This is a genomic window from Candidatus Rokuibacteriota bacterium, assembly GCA_016209385.1.
GTDB lineage: Bacteria > Methylomirabilota > Methylomirabilia > Rokubacteriales > CSP1-6 > JACQWB01.
This window is the reverse complement of the sequence record JACQWB010000050.1, coordinates 1-13,767: the sequence shown is the minus strand read 5'-3', so window position 1 is coordinate 13,767 and position 13,767 is coordinate 1. Positions and strand designations below refer to the sequence as shown.

General features: G+C 65.3%; 17 protein-coding genes. 10 read left to right on the top strand and 7 right to left on the bottom strand.

Annotated features, from left to right (window positions below):
* The first annotated feature begins 13 nt into the window (after window positions 1-13).
* The 3 genes from HY726_03550 to HY726_03540 all read left to right on the top strand — a co-directional run bounded on the left by HY726_03550 (window position 14) and on the right by HY726_03540 (window position 2,456).
* Window positions 14-496: an SRPBCC family protein gene (locus HY726_03550; protein ID MBI4608066.1), complete on the top strand. Its 483-nt coding sequence runs from the start codon at window positions 14-16 to the stop codon at window positions 494-496.
* Between the two features lie 32 nt (window positions 497-528).
* Entirely contained in the window at window positions 529-1,380 is an 852-nt protein-coding gene (locus tag HY726_03545; GenBank protein ID MBI4608065.1) for a deoxyribonuclease IV, read from the top strand.
* A gap of 179 nt (window positions 1,381-1,559) precedes the next feature.
* On the top strand, window positions 1,560-2,456 hold the full coding sequence (locus HY726_03540) for a hypothetical protein (protein ID MBI4608064.1): 897 nt from the start codon (window positions 1,560-1,562) through the stop codon (window positions 2,454-2,456).
* A 470-nt stretch (window positions 2,457-2,926) separates the two neighbouring features.
* Here HY726_03540 and HY726_03535 read toward each other — a convergent pair whose 3' ends face one another.
* The 3 genes from HY726_03535 to HY726_03525 all read right to left on the bottom strand — a co-directional run bounded on the left by HY726_03535 (window position 2,927) and on the right by HY726_03525 (window position 6,090).
* Window positions 2,927-3,400 (bottom strand): hypothetical protein, encoded by a 474-nt coding sequence (locus HY726_03535; GenBank protein ID MBI4608063.1) that lies wholly within the window; start codon window positions 3,398-3,400, stop codon window positions 2,927-2,929.
* 162 nt (window positions 3,401-3,562) lie between these two features.
* Window positions 3,563-4,813: a hypothetical protein gene (locus HY726_03530; GenBank protein MBI4608062.1), complete on the bottom strand. Its 1,251-nt coding sequence runs from the start codon at window positions 4,811-4,813 to the stop codon at window positions 3,563-3,565.
* Between the two features lie 428 nt (window positions 4,814-5,241).
* Window positions 5,242-6,090, bottom strand: a complete 849-nt coding sequence (locus HY726_03525) for an alpha/beta hydrolase (GenBank protein ID MBI4608061.1) — start codon at window positions 6,088-6,090, stop codon at window positions 5,242-5,244.
* 326 nt (window positions 6,091-6,416) lie between these two features.
* Between HY726_03525 and HY726_03520 the strand changes: the two genes are divergently transcribed.
* Window positions 6,417-6,698 (top strand): helix-turn-helix domain-containing protein, encoded by a 282-nt coding sequence (locus tag HY726_03520; GenBank protein ID MBI4608060.1) that lies wholly within the window; start codon window positions 6,417-6,419, stop codon window positions 6,696-6,698.
* A 13-nt stretch (window positions 6,699-6,711) separates the two neighbouring features.
* A complete protein-coding gene (locus tag HY726_03515; protein MBI4608059.1) occupies window positions 6,712-7,566 on the top strand; it encodes an IS630 family transposase in 855 nt (284 codons plus the stop codon).
* Window positions 7,567-7,935: 369 nt separating this feature from the next.
* On the opposite strand, the gene HY726_03510 is transcribed toward HY726_03515, so the two are convergent.
* From HY726_03510 to HY726_03495, 4 genes are all read right to left on the bottom strand, one after another.
* Entirely contained in the window at window positions 7,936-8,115 is a 180-nt protein-coding gene (locus HY726_03510) for a hypothetical protein (protein MBI4608058.1), read from the bottom strand.
* Complete coding sequence (locus HY726_03505; GenBank protein ID MBI4608057.1) at window positions 8,105-8,419, bottom strand: nucleotidyltransferase domain-containing protein; 315 nt, start codon at window positions 8,417-8,419, stop codon at window positions 8,105-8,107. The genes HY726_03510 and HY726_03505 overlap by 11 nt, the downstream gene beginning before the upstream one ends.
* A 301-nt stretch (window positions 8,420-8,720) precedes the next feature.
* Entirely contained in the window at window positions 8,721-9,380 is a 660-nt protein-coding gene (locus HY726_03500; GenBank protein ID MBI4608056.1) for an endonuclease III, read from the bottom strand.
* A gap of 41 nt (window positions 9,381-9,421) precedes the next feature.
* Window positions 9,422-10,156 carry a tetratricopeptide repeat protein gene (locus HY726_03495; protein MBI4608055.1) on the bottom strand — a complete coding sequence of 245 codons (735 nt, stop codon included), beginning with the start codon at window positions 10,154-10,156 and terminating at the stop codon, window positions 9,422-9,424.
* Between the two features lie 104 nt (window positions 10,157-10,260).
* Between HY726_03495 and HY726_03490 the strand changes: the two genes are divergently transcribed.
* The 5 genes from HY726_03490 to HY726_03470 all read left to right on the top strand — a co-directional run.
* Window positions 10,261-11,451 (top strand): CoA transferase, encoded by a 1,191-nt coding sequence (locus tag HY726_03490; protein MBI4608054.1) that lies wholly within the window; start codon window positions 10,261-10,263, stop codon window positions 11,449-11,451.
* Between the two features lies 1 nt (window position 11,452).
* Window positions 11,453-12,337 carry an alpha/beta hydrolase gene (locus tag HY726_03485; GenBank protein MBI4608053.1) on the top strand — a complete coding sequence of 295 codons (885 nt, stop codon included), beginning with the start codon at window positions 11,453-11,455 and terminating at the stop codon, window positions 12,335-12,337.
* Window positions 12,334-12,783 (top strand): DUF4149 domain-containing protein, encoded by a 450-nt coding sequence (locus tag HY726_03480; GenBank protein MBI4608052.1) that lies wholly within the window; start codon window positions 12,334-12,336, stop codon window positions 12,781-12,783. Before HY726_03485 ends, HY726_03480 begins: the two co-directional genes overlap by 4 nt.
* A 1-nt stretch (window position 12,784) precedes the next feature.
* Window positions 12,785-13,453: a transcriptional regulator gene (locus HY726_03475; GenBank protein MBI4608051.1), complete on the top strand. Its 669-nt coding sequence runs from the start codon at window positions 12,785-12,787 to the stop codon at window positions 13,451-13,453.
* Between the two features lie 2 nt (window positions 13,454-13,455).
* On the top strand, window positions 13,456-13,767 hold a 312-nt coding region (locus HY726_03470; GenBank protein ID MBI4608050.1), incomplete at its 3' end, for a VOC family protein.

Genomic DNA, 13,767 nt, shown 5'->3' with positions numbered 1-13,767 from the left:
TGATAGCGCGGCGATGCCGGATCACATTCTCGAGACGCGGCTCTGGCTTCCCGGCCCGCGCCCCGAGGTCTTTGCCTTCTTCGCCGAGCCCGCGAACCTCACGGCCGTCACGCCGCGCTGGCTCGGGCTGACCCTCCTCACCGTGCCACCCGAGCTCGAGGCCGGGGCCGTCATCGACTGCCAGGTCCGCTGGCTCGGCGTTCCGCTCCGCTGGCGCTCGATGATCCGCGAGTACGACCCGCCGTACCGCTTCGTGGACGTCCAGCTCTGGGGCCCGTACGCGCGCTGGGAGCACCGGCACCTCTTTCTCGAGGGCACGGCGGCAGGGGAGGGGGAGACGGCGATCGGCACGTGGGTCGAGGACCGCGTGACCTACCAGCTCCCGTTTGGCGCGCTCGGGCGCTGCCTCCACGCGCTCCTCGTGCGCCGCCAGCTCGAAGCGATCTTCGCCTACCGCCGGGTGCGCCTCCTCGAGCGCTTCGAGGCGCGTCGGTGAGGGGCCGCGTGGGCGACCTCCTCGGCGCTCATATGTCGATCGCGGGAGGTCTCCACCTGGCCCTCGAGCGGGGGAAGGCCGTCGGGTGCTCCGTCGTCCAGCTCTTCCTGAAGAACCAGGTCCAGTGGCAGGGGAAGGCGCTGACCCAGGCCGAGGTGGCCGAGTTCAAGCGGGTCCAGGGGGAGACCGGGATCCGCCTGAGCTTTGCCCACGCGACCTATCTGATCAACCTCGCCTCACCGGTGGAGAGCGAGTGGCGGAGGTCGGTGGACGCCTTTCACGATGAGCTCGAGCGCGCCGAAGCGCTAGGGCTCCCGTTCGTCGTGATCCACCCGGGCTCCCACAAGGGGAGCGGGCTGGATGCCGGCATCGCCCGCATCGTGGCAGCGCTGGACGAGCTCTGCGCGCGAACGGCGGGCTACCGGGTCAAGGTCTGCCTGGAGAACACCGCGGGGGCGGGGAATACGCTCGGGGCGCGGTTCGAGGAGCTGGCCGCCGTCCTGGAGCGCGCGCGCCTCCCCGAGCGCCTCGGCATCTGCCTCGACACCTGCCACCTCTTCGCCGCCGGCTACGACATCCGGACGCTCGCCGGCTATGCGACGACGCTGGCCGCCTTTGAGCGGGCGGTCGGCGCGAAGCGGCTCCTCGCCTTTCACCTGAACGATGCCAAGCAGGGGCTCGGCTCGGGCCTCGACCGTCACGAGCACATCGGCAAGGGGAAGATCGGGCTCGCGGGATTTCGCCGGATCCTGAGCGACCGGCGCTTCGCCCGCTTGCCCATGGTGCTGGAGACCCCCAAGGAAGGCAACGCCGACGCGCGGAACCTCGCCACGCTCCGCCGCCTGAGACGTAGGTCGTCTGTCCGAGCTCGCGCCAGCAGGTGAAGAGCTTGCGCCGACCCCGCGCCTTACAACATCGGAGACATGTTCTCGCGCACACACCACGGTTCATGGCTATTCTGGATTCGGCAGAGCGGCGAATCAAGAAGGGAAAAGGAATCAAACACACCAAGTTTTGGAAAGCGGCGAAAACGAAGTAGGCAGGCGGAGGCTGGAAATCTGCCATGGGCGAGTGCATTTTCTGCGCTCGAAACGCCGGTTGGTTCAAAGATCGACATCCTGAATGCGAGCGGCGCCATTCCGAAGCGTGGCCAGCGATGGTCCAGCTTGCCGCCGAAGCCGCGGCGGGCAGCAGTGAAGTGGGCTCGCTGACCGAGCGGCTCTCGGACATCGCGCGATCCAGCCACCGACCCCACACGGACGTTCAGCGGGCTTTGATTGCCGGGTGGCGGCGCGCCCTCGACGCAGCCCTGGAGGACGATCTGCTGACCGAAGAGGAAGAGGCTCCACTTCGAACGTATGCGGACCGCTTCGGATTCACCTGGCAAGGGCTCCGTCAGCTGAGAGAAAATCTTCAGACGAGCGGAACGGAAGCTACCCAAAGCGATGTAGCGAGTGAGGCATTTCATGCGCTTCAACGATTTGAACTGGCCATGGCACTACGAGACGTCCTTGAGGGCAGAGCGCCACGGAATGTTGATCTTTGTGATGCCACAGCGTTTAACCTGAAGGGTGGGGAGCAACTCGTCTGGAGTTTTGATTTCACGGATTATTACGAACTCCGAACAAAACGGGAATACATCGGCGGCTATCAAGGCGTGAGCGTCCGGGTAGCTCGCGGGCTATATTACCGGGTCGGTGGTTTCCGCGGTCGTCCAGTCGAAACCGAGCAGATGGAGTACATGGATAGCGGTTCATTTGGGATCACAACCCACCACATCTATTTCGTGGGATCGACCAAGGCATTGAGAATCCCTTATGCCAAGGTTATCAGTCTTGTTCCGCACGAGGATGGAGTCGGGGTTCATCGGGAGACCGGGCGGCTACAACTGTTCGAAACTGGTAAAGATACCGGATGGTTCGTTTATAACGTGATAAGCAATCTCGGGCCCCTGGGATAAAAGGGGCGAATGGTGTAGAGAGAGCATAGACGCGCCGCAGTGGCACCCACTCGGCCCGGCGATGGGGTCGCCCCTCGACCAGCAGAGTGATGAGCACGCGACGCCGCCCGTTGAACCAGACGCGCGCGCCGTCGCGGAACACGCACTTGGCCGGCCGCGGCGGCTGCCCGCGGCCGGGCCCCATCTCCTCGAAGTAGGTCTTGAAGCCGCACCACGTCAGCGCGATGCTCATGCCGCGTTCCTCCGCGGTGCCCTGCACAACGAGGTCGGGGCACGCACAGACGCCCCGGGTGCTGACGACATCCGAGGCGCCGCCTTTTCGAGGGGTCGAGCTTACGGCAAGTTCTGCAAGTTCTGAAGGACTACGTAGGCAAGAACGGTCAGATCACTGCGACGTAACGCGCGCGGCTACACCAGGAGGTCGTTGGCGCCGTTCTGCTCAATGTATTTACGTGCGTAGATCGCCGCGATCATCGATGCCCCTCCGCGGATTGTTCCGGCCGACCCGCCAAAGGGATCCGGAGAAGATCCCGGAGCCGCTGCGCGTCACGGGAGGGCGGGTGATTGTGGTCGAAGCGGCCATAGACGCCGTTCGACAGGCCGATCAGGATGCGCGAGGCCTCGTTCGCGATCCCTGGCGCAACGGCACCGAGCGCGAGCGAGAGCCGCCAGCAGCGGATGGCATTCGTCGTGGCGAGGAGGCGGCCTGCGACGTCTCGCAGCTCATCCATGGCCTTGTCCCGCTCGGCGGTCTTCGCGTCCTGCGGGTTGGCGTACGCCCACGCCCAGTAGGTCAGCCGATAGTCGATGTCCCCGACGACCTTGCGCTGCTCGTGGAGCGGCTCGAGAACGAACTTCTGGAGGAGTTGGCTGATGACGAACAGAAGGACTCCTCCGCCGAGCGTAACGCCAGCCGTCAGCGCGATCGTGAGGGCGTCGGACATCAGCACCCTCTGTGTAGCCGCCGCGGGTCTGGACGCCAGAGCGCCAGCGCGTAGAAGTCGGGTGGCACTACCGCGGTCACAATCCCGAGCAACGGAATGAGATAGATGTCTGGCACGCGTGCCCGTCGGTATACGTGCCCGCGGTACCCGGGACATCGGCCGTCATTCTTCTGCGCCTTCGAGAGCCCGGTGAGCTGCAATGAAAGCCTCGCCTACCTCGTGTTCAAGCCTGCACAGGATCTGGCAGATCACAAGGCGGTCGATGTTGGGCTTCATGGTCAGGAGCGTGAACGTGATCTGTGAAAGAGAAATCGCGGTGCCGTGGCCCGGATCGGCGAGGCCAAGATCGCTCGGGCCTGCTAGAAGCATCTGCTGATCGGGAAGAAGACCCAGTTTGAAGAACGCGCCTTTCGGGTTCGCGTGGACATTGTGGCTTGCGAGCTTGTAGTAGGGGCGGAGGTGCGCCAGCCCGGCGCTCCGTTCGATATCGCTGAATTTGGGGTTCTTCATCCCGAGCGCCTCGGCGGCCCACCCGTACTCTGCGCCGTACGGTTCGCCGAACCTAGCCTTGAGCGCGTCGCGGGTCGCTTTGATGCGCGCGAACTCGTCCTCAGTAAGCGGCTCATAGCCGAGTGCGGTGCAGTGCTCCTGGTAGGCGAGTGCCGCGCGGTAGGACTCGATGGCGTTGTGCAAGATATACCGCTCCGCGGCATCGTTGCCGTGGGCTCGCACGAAGAAACCGACCACGGCGATCTCATGGAGACATCTCCATCGCGCGTGGGCACCGTCCGCGTGGCCTGATCGGAGGAGGGTGATCACCTCCGAGCCCACCTGGCAGGCTCGCGCATGGAGGCGGGTGAGCACCTCGAAGACGAAATCCTTGGCGGTCGCCGCCTCCGGCCGGAACTCAGTGTTGAAATCATCGCCGGCTTCGACGGCGATCTCCCGAACCATCTCGAGGAGGTCGACCGCTCGGCCCCACCTTCGGGCCAGTCTCGTCTCGAACCCTCGCCGTTCGCGCCGCCGGTCCTTGAGCATGGTGGGCGAATCGCGCTTGAGCTTCTTCCAGATCAGGTCTGACGCCTTGTCGATGCAACCAAGGATGATGGCCGGGGTCGCCGCTTCGAGACTTGAGAGAACGCGGTCGGCGTCGAGATCGAGCGATATCCTCTGGGCGTTGCGTTCTTCATCGGTGATCGTCGACTGGGCAAACTGCGCGTCCGTGATCTCGAGTGCGAGCGAGAGGTCATCGGGCTGGAGATTCTTGAGCCGGTCCTCGAGCGTGGCTCGCTGCGACCGCGTAAGCGTAATCCCCCGATCGCGAAGGCGATCGGTAATAAGCCGCAGGGCGAACTTCTGGAAGGAGAACTCCTCCTGGAGAAGCGAGTGGAACATCGCCTGCATCGTGTTCATGGGCACCCCTTAGACAGAGCGTCGCGTTGTCCTGTCACGGCTGGTGGAGGAGAAGTAGACGTAGCAGATGGGGGAAGTAGCGCCAGCGCGGGATCGCACATCTTCTTCCAAGGAGTGCTTGGAGGAGAGCGTTCTTCCTTCTGCACCGTGGTCATCGAACCGCCGCGGGGTCTGGCAGAGTCGCTGCCGTGCTCGGCAGTGACTCCAGGTAGCGCCAGCCACGGAACGACCGTGCCGGCACGGGCGCGATCGGCGTCCACTGCCCCCGGGTGGAAGATGAGCGCGGGGGCGCCGCCTCGTCCTTCGGGTCCAGAGCACGTCGCCGGAGAGCGGGAAGTAACCGGAGCATAGCTCACTCACAAACCCTTCTCCGTGCGCGCCGGGGGGTGCGCTTTCCCGGCGTCAGCATGGTGCAGGGGCGTGGCCCGTCACTTGTGGGCGCGGCCGAACTCGAGGATGCGGTCACGCAGCCGGTCCTGAGTCTGCTCGGGCGGCATCACCGGCCAGAACTCCGGCTGCGGCAGCAGCTCGCGGAGGTAGTGGGCCCCGGACGTGGCGTGGGACGGGTCGTCGCCCGGAACGATGAGCGCCGGGACCTTCATCGCCATGATCTCTTCCGGCTCCGCTCCGGGCACGGTGTCCCGATCGAAGAGGCCGCGCGCGCTGGCCGTCACGAGCCCCAGATAGCGCTCCAGATCCTGCGCCTCGAAGGACGCGGCGAAGGCCGGGTCGCGCACGATCACTGAGCCCCAGGGCCCGGCCTCGGAGTCCTGCCAGAAGGACTTGCCCTCGTGGGCGCGCTTGACGACGCCGGCGAGGCCGTTCTCACGGGCGAAGCGGAGATGACGCGCGAAGCGCTCCTGACCGTTCAGCTTCCAGCGGTAGCCGCCGACGGGCCAGTGGAGGAGGAGGCCGCGCGTCGCCTGCGGAAAGCGCGCGGCGAAAGCCAGCGCGACGGAGCATCCCATGCAGCCGCCCAGGACGAACGCCTCGCGAATACCCAGGTGGTCCAGGAGCCCTTTGGCCTGCGCCGCAAAGAGCGACCAGGAGAGGTGCTCGACGCGCCCGGCGGACGCCCCGGACTCCCGCCGGTCGTAGGCGATCACCGTGAACTCGCTCGCAAGGACTTCGAGGGCTCGCATGCCCTTCCACGCCGAGGCCGTGGACCACTTCTCTATCGTGGCGTCGAAACCGCCGGGCGCGAGCATGAGCAGGGCGGGTCCGGAGCCCCGCGTCACGTAGTTCACTTCCAGGCCGTCGATCATCGCGGTTGGCATGGCACCCTCCCCCCCTTCGGGCCCTGATCAGGTCAGACAGGGGAATCCAAGATCTTCTTGACGTACCCTCCGTGCTGGCGAAGCAGCGGATAGTCCCGCTCAAGAGTTTCCCATCCCCGCCCCCCGGCATCGGGGATCTCCTCAAGCTTTGTGTCAGTCAGGAGATACCCGGACATCGAGATCCCCTTCGTTTTAAAGGCAGGCTCCTGGCTCAGCGCACTCAGTTCCCTTAGTACACCGGACAGGGAATTCGTTCCTAGTTTTTTGGGTCATGAAGGCCCGTTTGGTACATTGGGTCCAAGGCTTGCAGGGGGGAAGCGCTGTCTATGCCCCGTGGACCCAAACCAACGCACAAGGTCACGCTGACCGCGAAAGAGTATGCGGGGCTTAAGCACATTGCCCGGCTTCGCACAGCTCCCTACGCGGAAGTCGTTCGGGCCAAGGTCATTGTCACGGCCTATGAGCATCCCGACTGGACCAACCAGCAAATTGCCAGAGCGATGGGGTGCACGTTTCGAACGGTCCGCAAATGGCGTCAGCGCTGGAGAAGCAAGGGCTCTCTCGTGGACAGCGAGCGTCCCGGGGGGCCTCGCTTTTTTTCCCTCTAGCCAGCGTGCCCAGGTGACGGCCCTTGCCTGCACGCTCCCCCGGCAGTCCAAGAAGCCGCTCTCGCGTTGGTCGAGCACGGAGTTAGCCCAAGTCGCCAAAGCGCAGGGCATCGTCAAGAGCATCTCCCCGTCCACGATCAAGAGCTGGCTGCGCGCGGAACAAATCAAACCCTGGCAGTACCACAGTTGGCAAAAGCCGACCGATCCCCGGTTCCTGGAGAAAGCGATCCCCGTGTTGGACCTCTACGCCCAGGCCCAGTCGCTCGCCCAGCGCGGGCACATCGTGGTCTGTGCCGATGAGAAGACCTCCCTGCAAGCCCGGAAGACCCAGGGCGCGCTCAGCCCGGCGCGGCCCGGGCTCCCCCTGCGGGTCGGGGATCGGTACCAGCGCAAAGGGGCCTTGCAGCTCTTTGCGGCCTTGCTGGTATCGACGGGGGAGACGATCGCTCGGTGCTTCAAGCGAAAACGCTTCGTCGAATTCCAGGCCTTCCTCCAGACGATCTTCGGCAGCCTCTGGTGCAAGCGGATCCGCTGCCTGCATCTCATCCTGGACAACGGCTCCACCCATGCCCCCAAGCAAATCGAGGCGTGGATTCGGACGCTGCAGCTTCCCTTCCAGGTCAAACTCCACTGGCTCCCGGTTCACGCCTCGTGGTTGGATCAGATCGAGATCGTGTTCAGCCAGATCCAGAGAAAAGTGCTGACCCCGAATCACTTCGAAAGCCTCCGGGACTTGGAACATGTCCTCATGAATCATTTTCGGGAACGCAACAAACATCCCAAGCCCATTCGCTGGAGCTACACCTCGGCCAAGCTGCAGAAAAAGTTCGCTGCAACGTCAGCCCTGGGACCGGCAGTCTGCGTATGAAAACTAGGAACGAATTCCCTGTCCGGTGTACTTAGTGCTTCAAACTTGTCGTGGTTGCCCGTCAGTCCCCCGTGGTGAAGCCCGTGAGGCTCAAGGAATCGGACATGGGTCGGCTTGCGGCCTCGTTCCTGAATCCACAGAATGAAGTCGGGATAAAATCCGCTCCGCCCGAAGAACCCCACGCCCACCCTTGGAACATTCCGAAGCAGGTAGATCTCACGATTCCGGTATTCTTCCAAGGAGTGGTTACGCTGCCAGAAGTCCCACAGATCCTTCACTAACTTCGCCTCGCCCTCCCTGAGCCCCGGAGGACTCAGGGAAATTCCCTCAATCTTACTCCAATCTCACCGCGAATCTTCCTCCGTCGCATTACTCCTCAGGGGGTACGATCCGTGTCAACAGCTCGACCAGATCGGGCACCTCACGAAGAATGGCATCCTGATGAAGGCTGCTTGTCTTGAACTGGAGTTCCGAGAGGCCTCGCGCGTACTCCCGAATCTTGCGGGCGGCCTGGAGCATGTCCAGGACCGACTCCGCATCACGCCACATACAGGGTTTCGGTGTGGCTTAAGATGTGCTTCCGGCGAATGTAGTTGGGGCTTGTCTGGACCAGTCTTTTCTCGACCAGGTCCACCGGATGGCCAAAGATGCCTGCCAGCTCTTCCCGCATGGCAAGCAGATCATCGAGCTTCCACCTGGCATCCGGCGCGAAAGTTACCAGAACGTCGATGTCACTGTCCGGCCGAAAATCCTCTCGAAGGACAGAGCCGAACAGGGCAAACTCCGTGATCTTCCACCGGCGGCAGAACTCGGCAATCTTGTCCTTGGATATTTGAACTCCGCGATAATTCATGACTCTCGCTCTTCTTCCTCCAGCAGTCGCCTGTTGAGGGCTATCTTATCTCATGTCTGACGGGAATAGGCAGCCTAAAGAGTGCCCGGATGACCACGCATTTGCACCGGCCAGGCCTCGCCAGGCCTGCGCTGATCCGACAACGTAAGTTCAGGAGCCCGGTTAAGGGGAAGGCCGACGACGGGCGGGCACGCGCTACGAGGAGGGGAGTGGCCTCGCGGGGACCGCATGAACGGCGTGGCCGCGCCGGCTCGGTGGCAGAGGGCGGTATAGAGAGCACGCGCGGCGTCGCGGGTGAGGGCTAGCGCGAGTGGGTCACACCGACCCGGTGGCAGGCCCGGCGCACCGGGCAGATCGAGCAGCGGGGCGAGACCGGCTGGCAGACGTTCTGGCCGAAGCTGACCAGGAGGTCGTTTAGTTCGATCCAGTGCCGGCGCGGGAGCTTGGCGCGGAGCGCCCACTCGGTCTGCTCGGGCGTCTTGGTGCGGACGAACCCCAGCCGGTTCGTGATCCGGTGGACGTGGGTGTCTACGCAGATCCCGGGCAGGCCGAAGCCCATCGTCACGACCAGGTTCGCGGTCTTCCTGCCGACGCCGGGGAGGGTCAGGAGCGTGTCCAGGTCTGGCGGGACCTTACTCCCGAAGCGCTCGACCAGCTCACGTGAGACCGCGCGGATGACGCGCGCCTTGGTCCGATAAAAGCCCACGGGAAAGATGACGCGCTCGATCTGGCGGGGCGGGAGCCCGAGCATCGTCTCGGGAGTGTCGGCGAGAGCGAAGAGGCGCTCGGCGGCCGGGCCGGTGGTCTCGTCCTTCGTCCGGAGGGAGAGAAGGCAGGCGATCAGGATCCTGAACGGGTCGCGCTCGGTCCGGTCGGCGACCTCGGCCAGGGCTGTCGGGTTCCAGTCGGGCGCCTTGGCCTTCAGGCGCGCGATGACGCGGCTCAGCGTGCGCGCGTCCATGGGCGCGCGGATCGCCCGCGCCAGCCACCGCGGCCGGTCGCTCACGATTTGTCTTTTGATTTGTCCTTTATTGATTCCAGTAGCTCGCGCGCGCGCTTGGCGTCCTTGATCGTCCAGTCGGCCAGGTTGGTCGGTGCTTTCTCGTTCAGGACCCGCCGGAGCTCCTTCCGGGCCTCGTCGTACTTGCCGCGCCTGATCAGGAGCCGGGCGAGGTCAACTCGAAGCACCGTGAAGTGCGGATCAAGCTTGAGCCCCTTCCTGAAGTACTCCTCGGCTTTGTCCAGGTCCCCCCACGGGATGGCCAGCTCCACGTTCCCCGCGAGGACGTGCGCGCCCAGGTGCTTGGGGTTCAGGTCGAAGATGACCTCCAGCTCGTTCTTGATCGTCGGCAGGAGGAAGAGCGAGCGGAGCACGCCTTTGGTCTGCCCGAACCTTCCGGTGTTGGTCGCATACCACACGTGGGCGTCGGCGTTCTTGGGCGCCAGTTCCACGGCGCGCTTGGCGATCTCGCGCCCGCGCTCGTAGGCCTCGAGCTTCTCCTCCCTGCTGGAGGCCCGGACGTCGCCCCAGATGAAGTAGATCCGGGAAAGGAGGATCATCGCCTCCACCTGGCGGTCGGTCTTGAGGAGCTTCTCCAGGAGGTCGCGCCCGCGGTCGAGGCCGCTCAGATCGCTGTGGTAGCTCGCGACCAGCTCTCTGGCCTCCTCGATGGGCGACTGGGCCGGCGCGAGCGCGGGAAGCCCGAGGAGCAGAAGCAGGAAGACGGCTCGGTGCATCGCCCCGATTCTGCCCGCCGGGCTCGATCCTGTCAACGGGCGTGCCGGGTCGCCTTGACTTGCCGGAAGCGAGACCCCATCATGAACGCGCGATCGATCCCAGCATGGCCCACGCCCTCGACGGCCTGACGGTTCTCGACCTGGCGACTTTCGTCGCCGCGCCGGTCTGCGCGACCCTCCTCGGCGAGTTCGGCGCCGAGGTGATCAAGGTGGAGCAGCCGGGCGTCGGCGACGACCTCCGGCGCCTGGGGCGGCGGGCGGGCGGGGTTTCGCTCTGGTGGCTCGCCGAGGCGCGGAACAAGAAGGCGATCACCTGTAACCTGCGCGTTGCCGAAGGGCAGGCGCTGATCAAGCGGCTCGTCGAGAAGGCCGACATCCTGACCGAGAACTTCAGACCCGGCACCCTCGAGCGCTGGAACCTGGGCTACGACGGTCTGCGCGCGGTCAACCCTCGCCTGATCATGGTGAGGATCTCCGCCTTCGGCCAGACAGGGCCCTACCGCGAGCGGCCGGGCTTCGGCAGGATCGCCGCGGCGGTGAGCGGGATCAGTTATCTGTCCGGCTATCCCGACCGCCCGCCCGTCACCCCGGGGACGCCGACGATCCCCGATTACCTGGCAGGCGTGATGGGAGCCTTCGGTGCGCTCGTCGCGCTCCAGCACCGCCAGCGGACGGGCGAGGGGCAGATGGTGGACATCGCATTGTACGAGCCGATCCTCAGGATGCTGGATGAGCTGGTCCCGGTCTACGGCGCCACCGGCCACGTGAGGGAGCGGATCGGCTCGGGGACCGAGTACGTCGTCCCGCACGACCACTACCAGGCCCGCGATGGGCGCTGGCTCGCCATCGCCTGCACCAACGACCGGATGTTCGAGCGGCTCCTCAAGGCCATGGGGCGCGAAGACCTGAAGGACCGCTACGCGACGATGGCCGATCGGCTCCGCCAGCGCGACGAGCTTGAGCGGCTGATCCGTGAGTGGGTCGGGAGCCAGGACGCGAGTGGCGCCCTCGGCAGGCTCGAGGCCGCCGAGGTGCCCTGCTCCCTCGTCTACAGCGTGAAGGATCTCTTCGAGGACCCCCACGTCAAGGCGCGCGAGAACATCGTGACGGTCCCGAGCCCGCTGGGTGGCCTGCTCCACATGGTCGGCGTGGTCCCCAAGCTCAGCCGGACACCGGGGAGCATTAGGAGCACGGGGCCCCTCAAGGTCGGCGAGCACAACGAGGAGATTTATCTGGGGAGGCTCGGCCTCACGCTTCATGAGCTCGAGAGCCTCAGGGCGCGAGGCATCGTCTAGCATGCCCGAGCCCTGGAGCCATCGTGTCGTCGAGGCCAACGGCCTGCGCTTCCACTGCGTCACCGCTGGCGAGGGCCCGCTCGTGGTCCTCCTCCACGGCTTCCCCGAGTTCTGGTACTCCTGGCGCTACCAGATCCCGGCGCTGGCGCGGGCCGGCTTCACCGTCCTGGCGCCTGACCTGAGGGGCTACAACGACTCGGACAAGCCCGAAGGGATCGAGGCCTACCGGATCGGCTCCATCGTCGAGGACATCGCGGGCCTGATCCGCGCCCTCGGTCACGAGCGGGCCGGAATCGTCGGCCACGACTGGGGTGGCGCCGCCGCCTACGCCTTCGCCATGCTCCATCCCGAGATGACTGTGCGCCTGGCCGTGCTCAACTGCCCCCACCCCGACGCCTTCACGCGCGCGCTTCGCGACGGGAACCAGGAGCAGCTCAAGAAGAGCTGGTACATGTTCTTCTTCCAGTTCCCCGGCGCGCCCGAGGAGCTCCTCTCGGCCAACAACTTCCGCTTCCTGAAGGAGTTCGCCTACGCCAACGCGCGAAAGGGAACATTCCCGCCCCCCGTCCTCAGGGAATACGTGGCCGCCATGGCAAAGCCCGGGGCGCTCACCGGGAGCATCAACTGGTACCGGGCGATGTTCAGGCGCGGGCTCCCCGCGCTCAGGGAATACCCCAAGATCTCGGCACCCACGCTGGTGATCTGGGGAAGCCGGGACCACTTCCTGGGCCAGGAGCTCACGCGCGGCATGCGGCGCAACTTCTCGGGGCCGTTCAGGATCGCCTACCTCCCCGGGGTCAGCCACTGGGTTCAGCAAGAGGCGCCGGACCGGGTCAACCGGCTGCTGATCGACTTCTTCAAGGCGCCTCAAAAGAAGTTGACGTGAACTTCCTGAAATTGTTGACGATCGTGTCGGTCTCGTTCTGGCTGGGCGCCATGGTCTTCTTCTCAGCCTTCGTCGCCCCGGCGGCCTTCTCCGTTCTCGACAGGGAGAGCGCGGGCCGGCTGGTGAGCATGGTCTTTCCCCGCTATTATGTCTTTGGGATCGCGCTCGGGATCGTGGCCCTGGCCGGCGTGCTTGGACGGTGGCTGTCGGGGGGAGTGCGGCCCTGGGGACCGCTCGTGCTGCTGGTCCTGATGCTCGGGATGAACGCCTTCACCTGGCTCGTGCTCCTTCCTCAGCTCCAGGCGCTGAGATCGGCCGCGCCCGGCGGGGCTCTCGGCTTCGCCCGTCTCCATCTCTTCTCAGTGGCCCTGAACCTGACGACGATGCTGGCGGGGCTCACCCTGGTGGTCGTCGAGGCGCTCGGAACCCGTCCCGGAGAGGTCTGACATGGCCGATGCACGATCGCTAATTGAGGCGATCAAACGCGAGCTGGCTTCGGTGGAGCAAGCGATTCGTAATCACCCCTACCTCGCCGACGTCGAGGCGGCACGGCTGCGGCGAGAGGACCTCCGCTGCTTCGCCGGGGAGCAGTACCACATCATCCGGAGCGATCTCAGGAGTGTCGCGCTCCTCGTGACCCGCTTCGGCACGGCGGCGAGCGGACCCTTCTTCCAGGCCGTCCTCGGGGGCGAGGCCGCGGCGCTCGAGGCCCTCAAGGCCTTCGCCACGGCGGTAGGGATGGACGAAACCCTGCTTCAGAACTACGAGGCCGACCCCGGGGCCCAGGCCTATCCGGCCTTCATGGCCTGGCTCGCCCTCTACGGCTCGGACGCCGAGGTGGCCGCGGGCTTTCTCGTGAACTTCTCGGCGTGGGGGGCCAACTGCGGGAGGATGAGCCGGGCCCTTCAGGCCAAGTACGGGCTCGGCCCCAAGGACACGGCGTTCTTCGATCTGTTCGCGAGCGCGCCGGCAGAGTTCGAGCGGAGCGCGCTGGCTGTGGTGGACGGCGGCCTCGCGCGCGGCGCCGACCCGCGCCTGATCAAGCGCGCCGCGCGGGTCCTCCAGGGATACGAGAAGCTCTACTGGGACACGCTCCACGCGATGTCCAGGAGGTAGCTATGGACAGGCTCTTCGAGCCCCTCGGCGTCGATCACGTGGTCCTCCGCGTCAGGAACCAGGACGCGTCCCAGCGCTTCTACTGCGAGCAGCTCGGCGCCACCCTCGATCACGTCAACCCGAAGCTCTCGCTGATCCACCTCCGTTTTGGCGAAGCCTACATCGACCTCCTTCCCCTCGATCCCGCGGTGCCGTCTCCGACCCCGGAGGCGGGGATGGACCACGTCTGCCTCTCGATCCGCTGCGACGATCTGGGGAAGGTGGTGGACGCCCTCCGTACCCGCGGCGTCAACGTGGAAGGCGAGATCGTCGAG

Excerpts from the sequence above, each read along its gene's own strand:
- HY726_03550 (MBI4608066.1), top strand. The coding sequence starts at position 14 with ATGCCGGATCACATTCTCGAGACGCGGCTCTGGCTTCCCGGCCCGCGC.
- HY726_03545 (MBI4608065.1), top strand. The coding sequence starts at position 529 with ATGTCGATCGCGGGAGGTCTCCACCTGGCCCTCGAGCGGGGGAAGGCC.
- HY726_03540 (MBI4608064.1), top strand. The coding sequence starts at position 1,560 with ATGGGCGAGTGCATTTTCTGCGCTCGAAACGCCGGTTGGTTCAAAGAT.
- HY726_03535 (MBI4608063.1), bottom strand. The coding sequence starts at position 3,400 with ATGTCCGACGCCCTCACGATCGCGCTGACGGCTGGCGTTACGCTCGGC.
- HY726_03530 (MBI4608062.1), bottom strand. The coding sequence starts at position 4,813 with ATGAACACGATGCAGGCGATGTTCCACTCGCTTCTCCAGGAGGAGTTC.
- HY726_03525 (MBI4608061.1), bottom strand. The coding sequence starts at position 6,090 with ATGCCAACCGCGATGATCGACGGCCTGGAAGTGAACTACGTGACGCGG.
- HY726_03520 (MBI4608060.1), top strand. The coding sequence starts at position 6,417 with ATGCCCCGTGGACCCAAACCAACGCACAAGGTCACGCTGACCGCGAAA.
- HY726_03510 (MBI4608058.1), bottom strand. The coding sequence starts at position 8,115 with ATGTGGCGTGATGCGGAGTCGGTCCTGGACATGCTCCAGGCCGCCCGC.
- HY726_03505 (MBI4608057.1), bottom strand. The coding sequence starts at position 8,419 with ATGAATTATCGCGGAGTTCAAATATCCAAGGACAAGATTGCCGAGTTC.
- HY726_03500 (MBI4608056.1), bottom strand. The coding sequence starts at position 9,380 with ATGGACGCGCGCACGCTGAGCCGCGTCATCGCGCGCCTGAAGGCCAAG.
- HY726_03495 (MBI4608055.1), bottom strand. The coding sequence starts at position 10,156 with ATGCACCGAGCCGTCTTCCTGCTTCTGCTCCTCGGGCTTCCCGCGCTC.
- HY726_03490 (MBI4608054.1), top strand. The coding sequence starts at position 10,261 with ATGGCCCACGCCCTCGACGGCCTGACGGTTCTCGACCTGGCGACTTTC.
- HY726_03485 (MBI4608053.1), top strand. The coding sequence starts at position 11,453 with ATGCCCGAGCCCTGGAGCCATCGTGTCGTCGAGGCCAACGGCCTGCGC.
- HY726_03475 (MBI4608051.1), top strand. The coding sequence starts at position 12,785 with ATGGCCGATGCACGATCGCTAATTGAGGCGATCAAACGCGAGCTGGCT.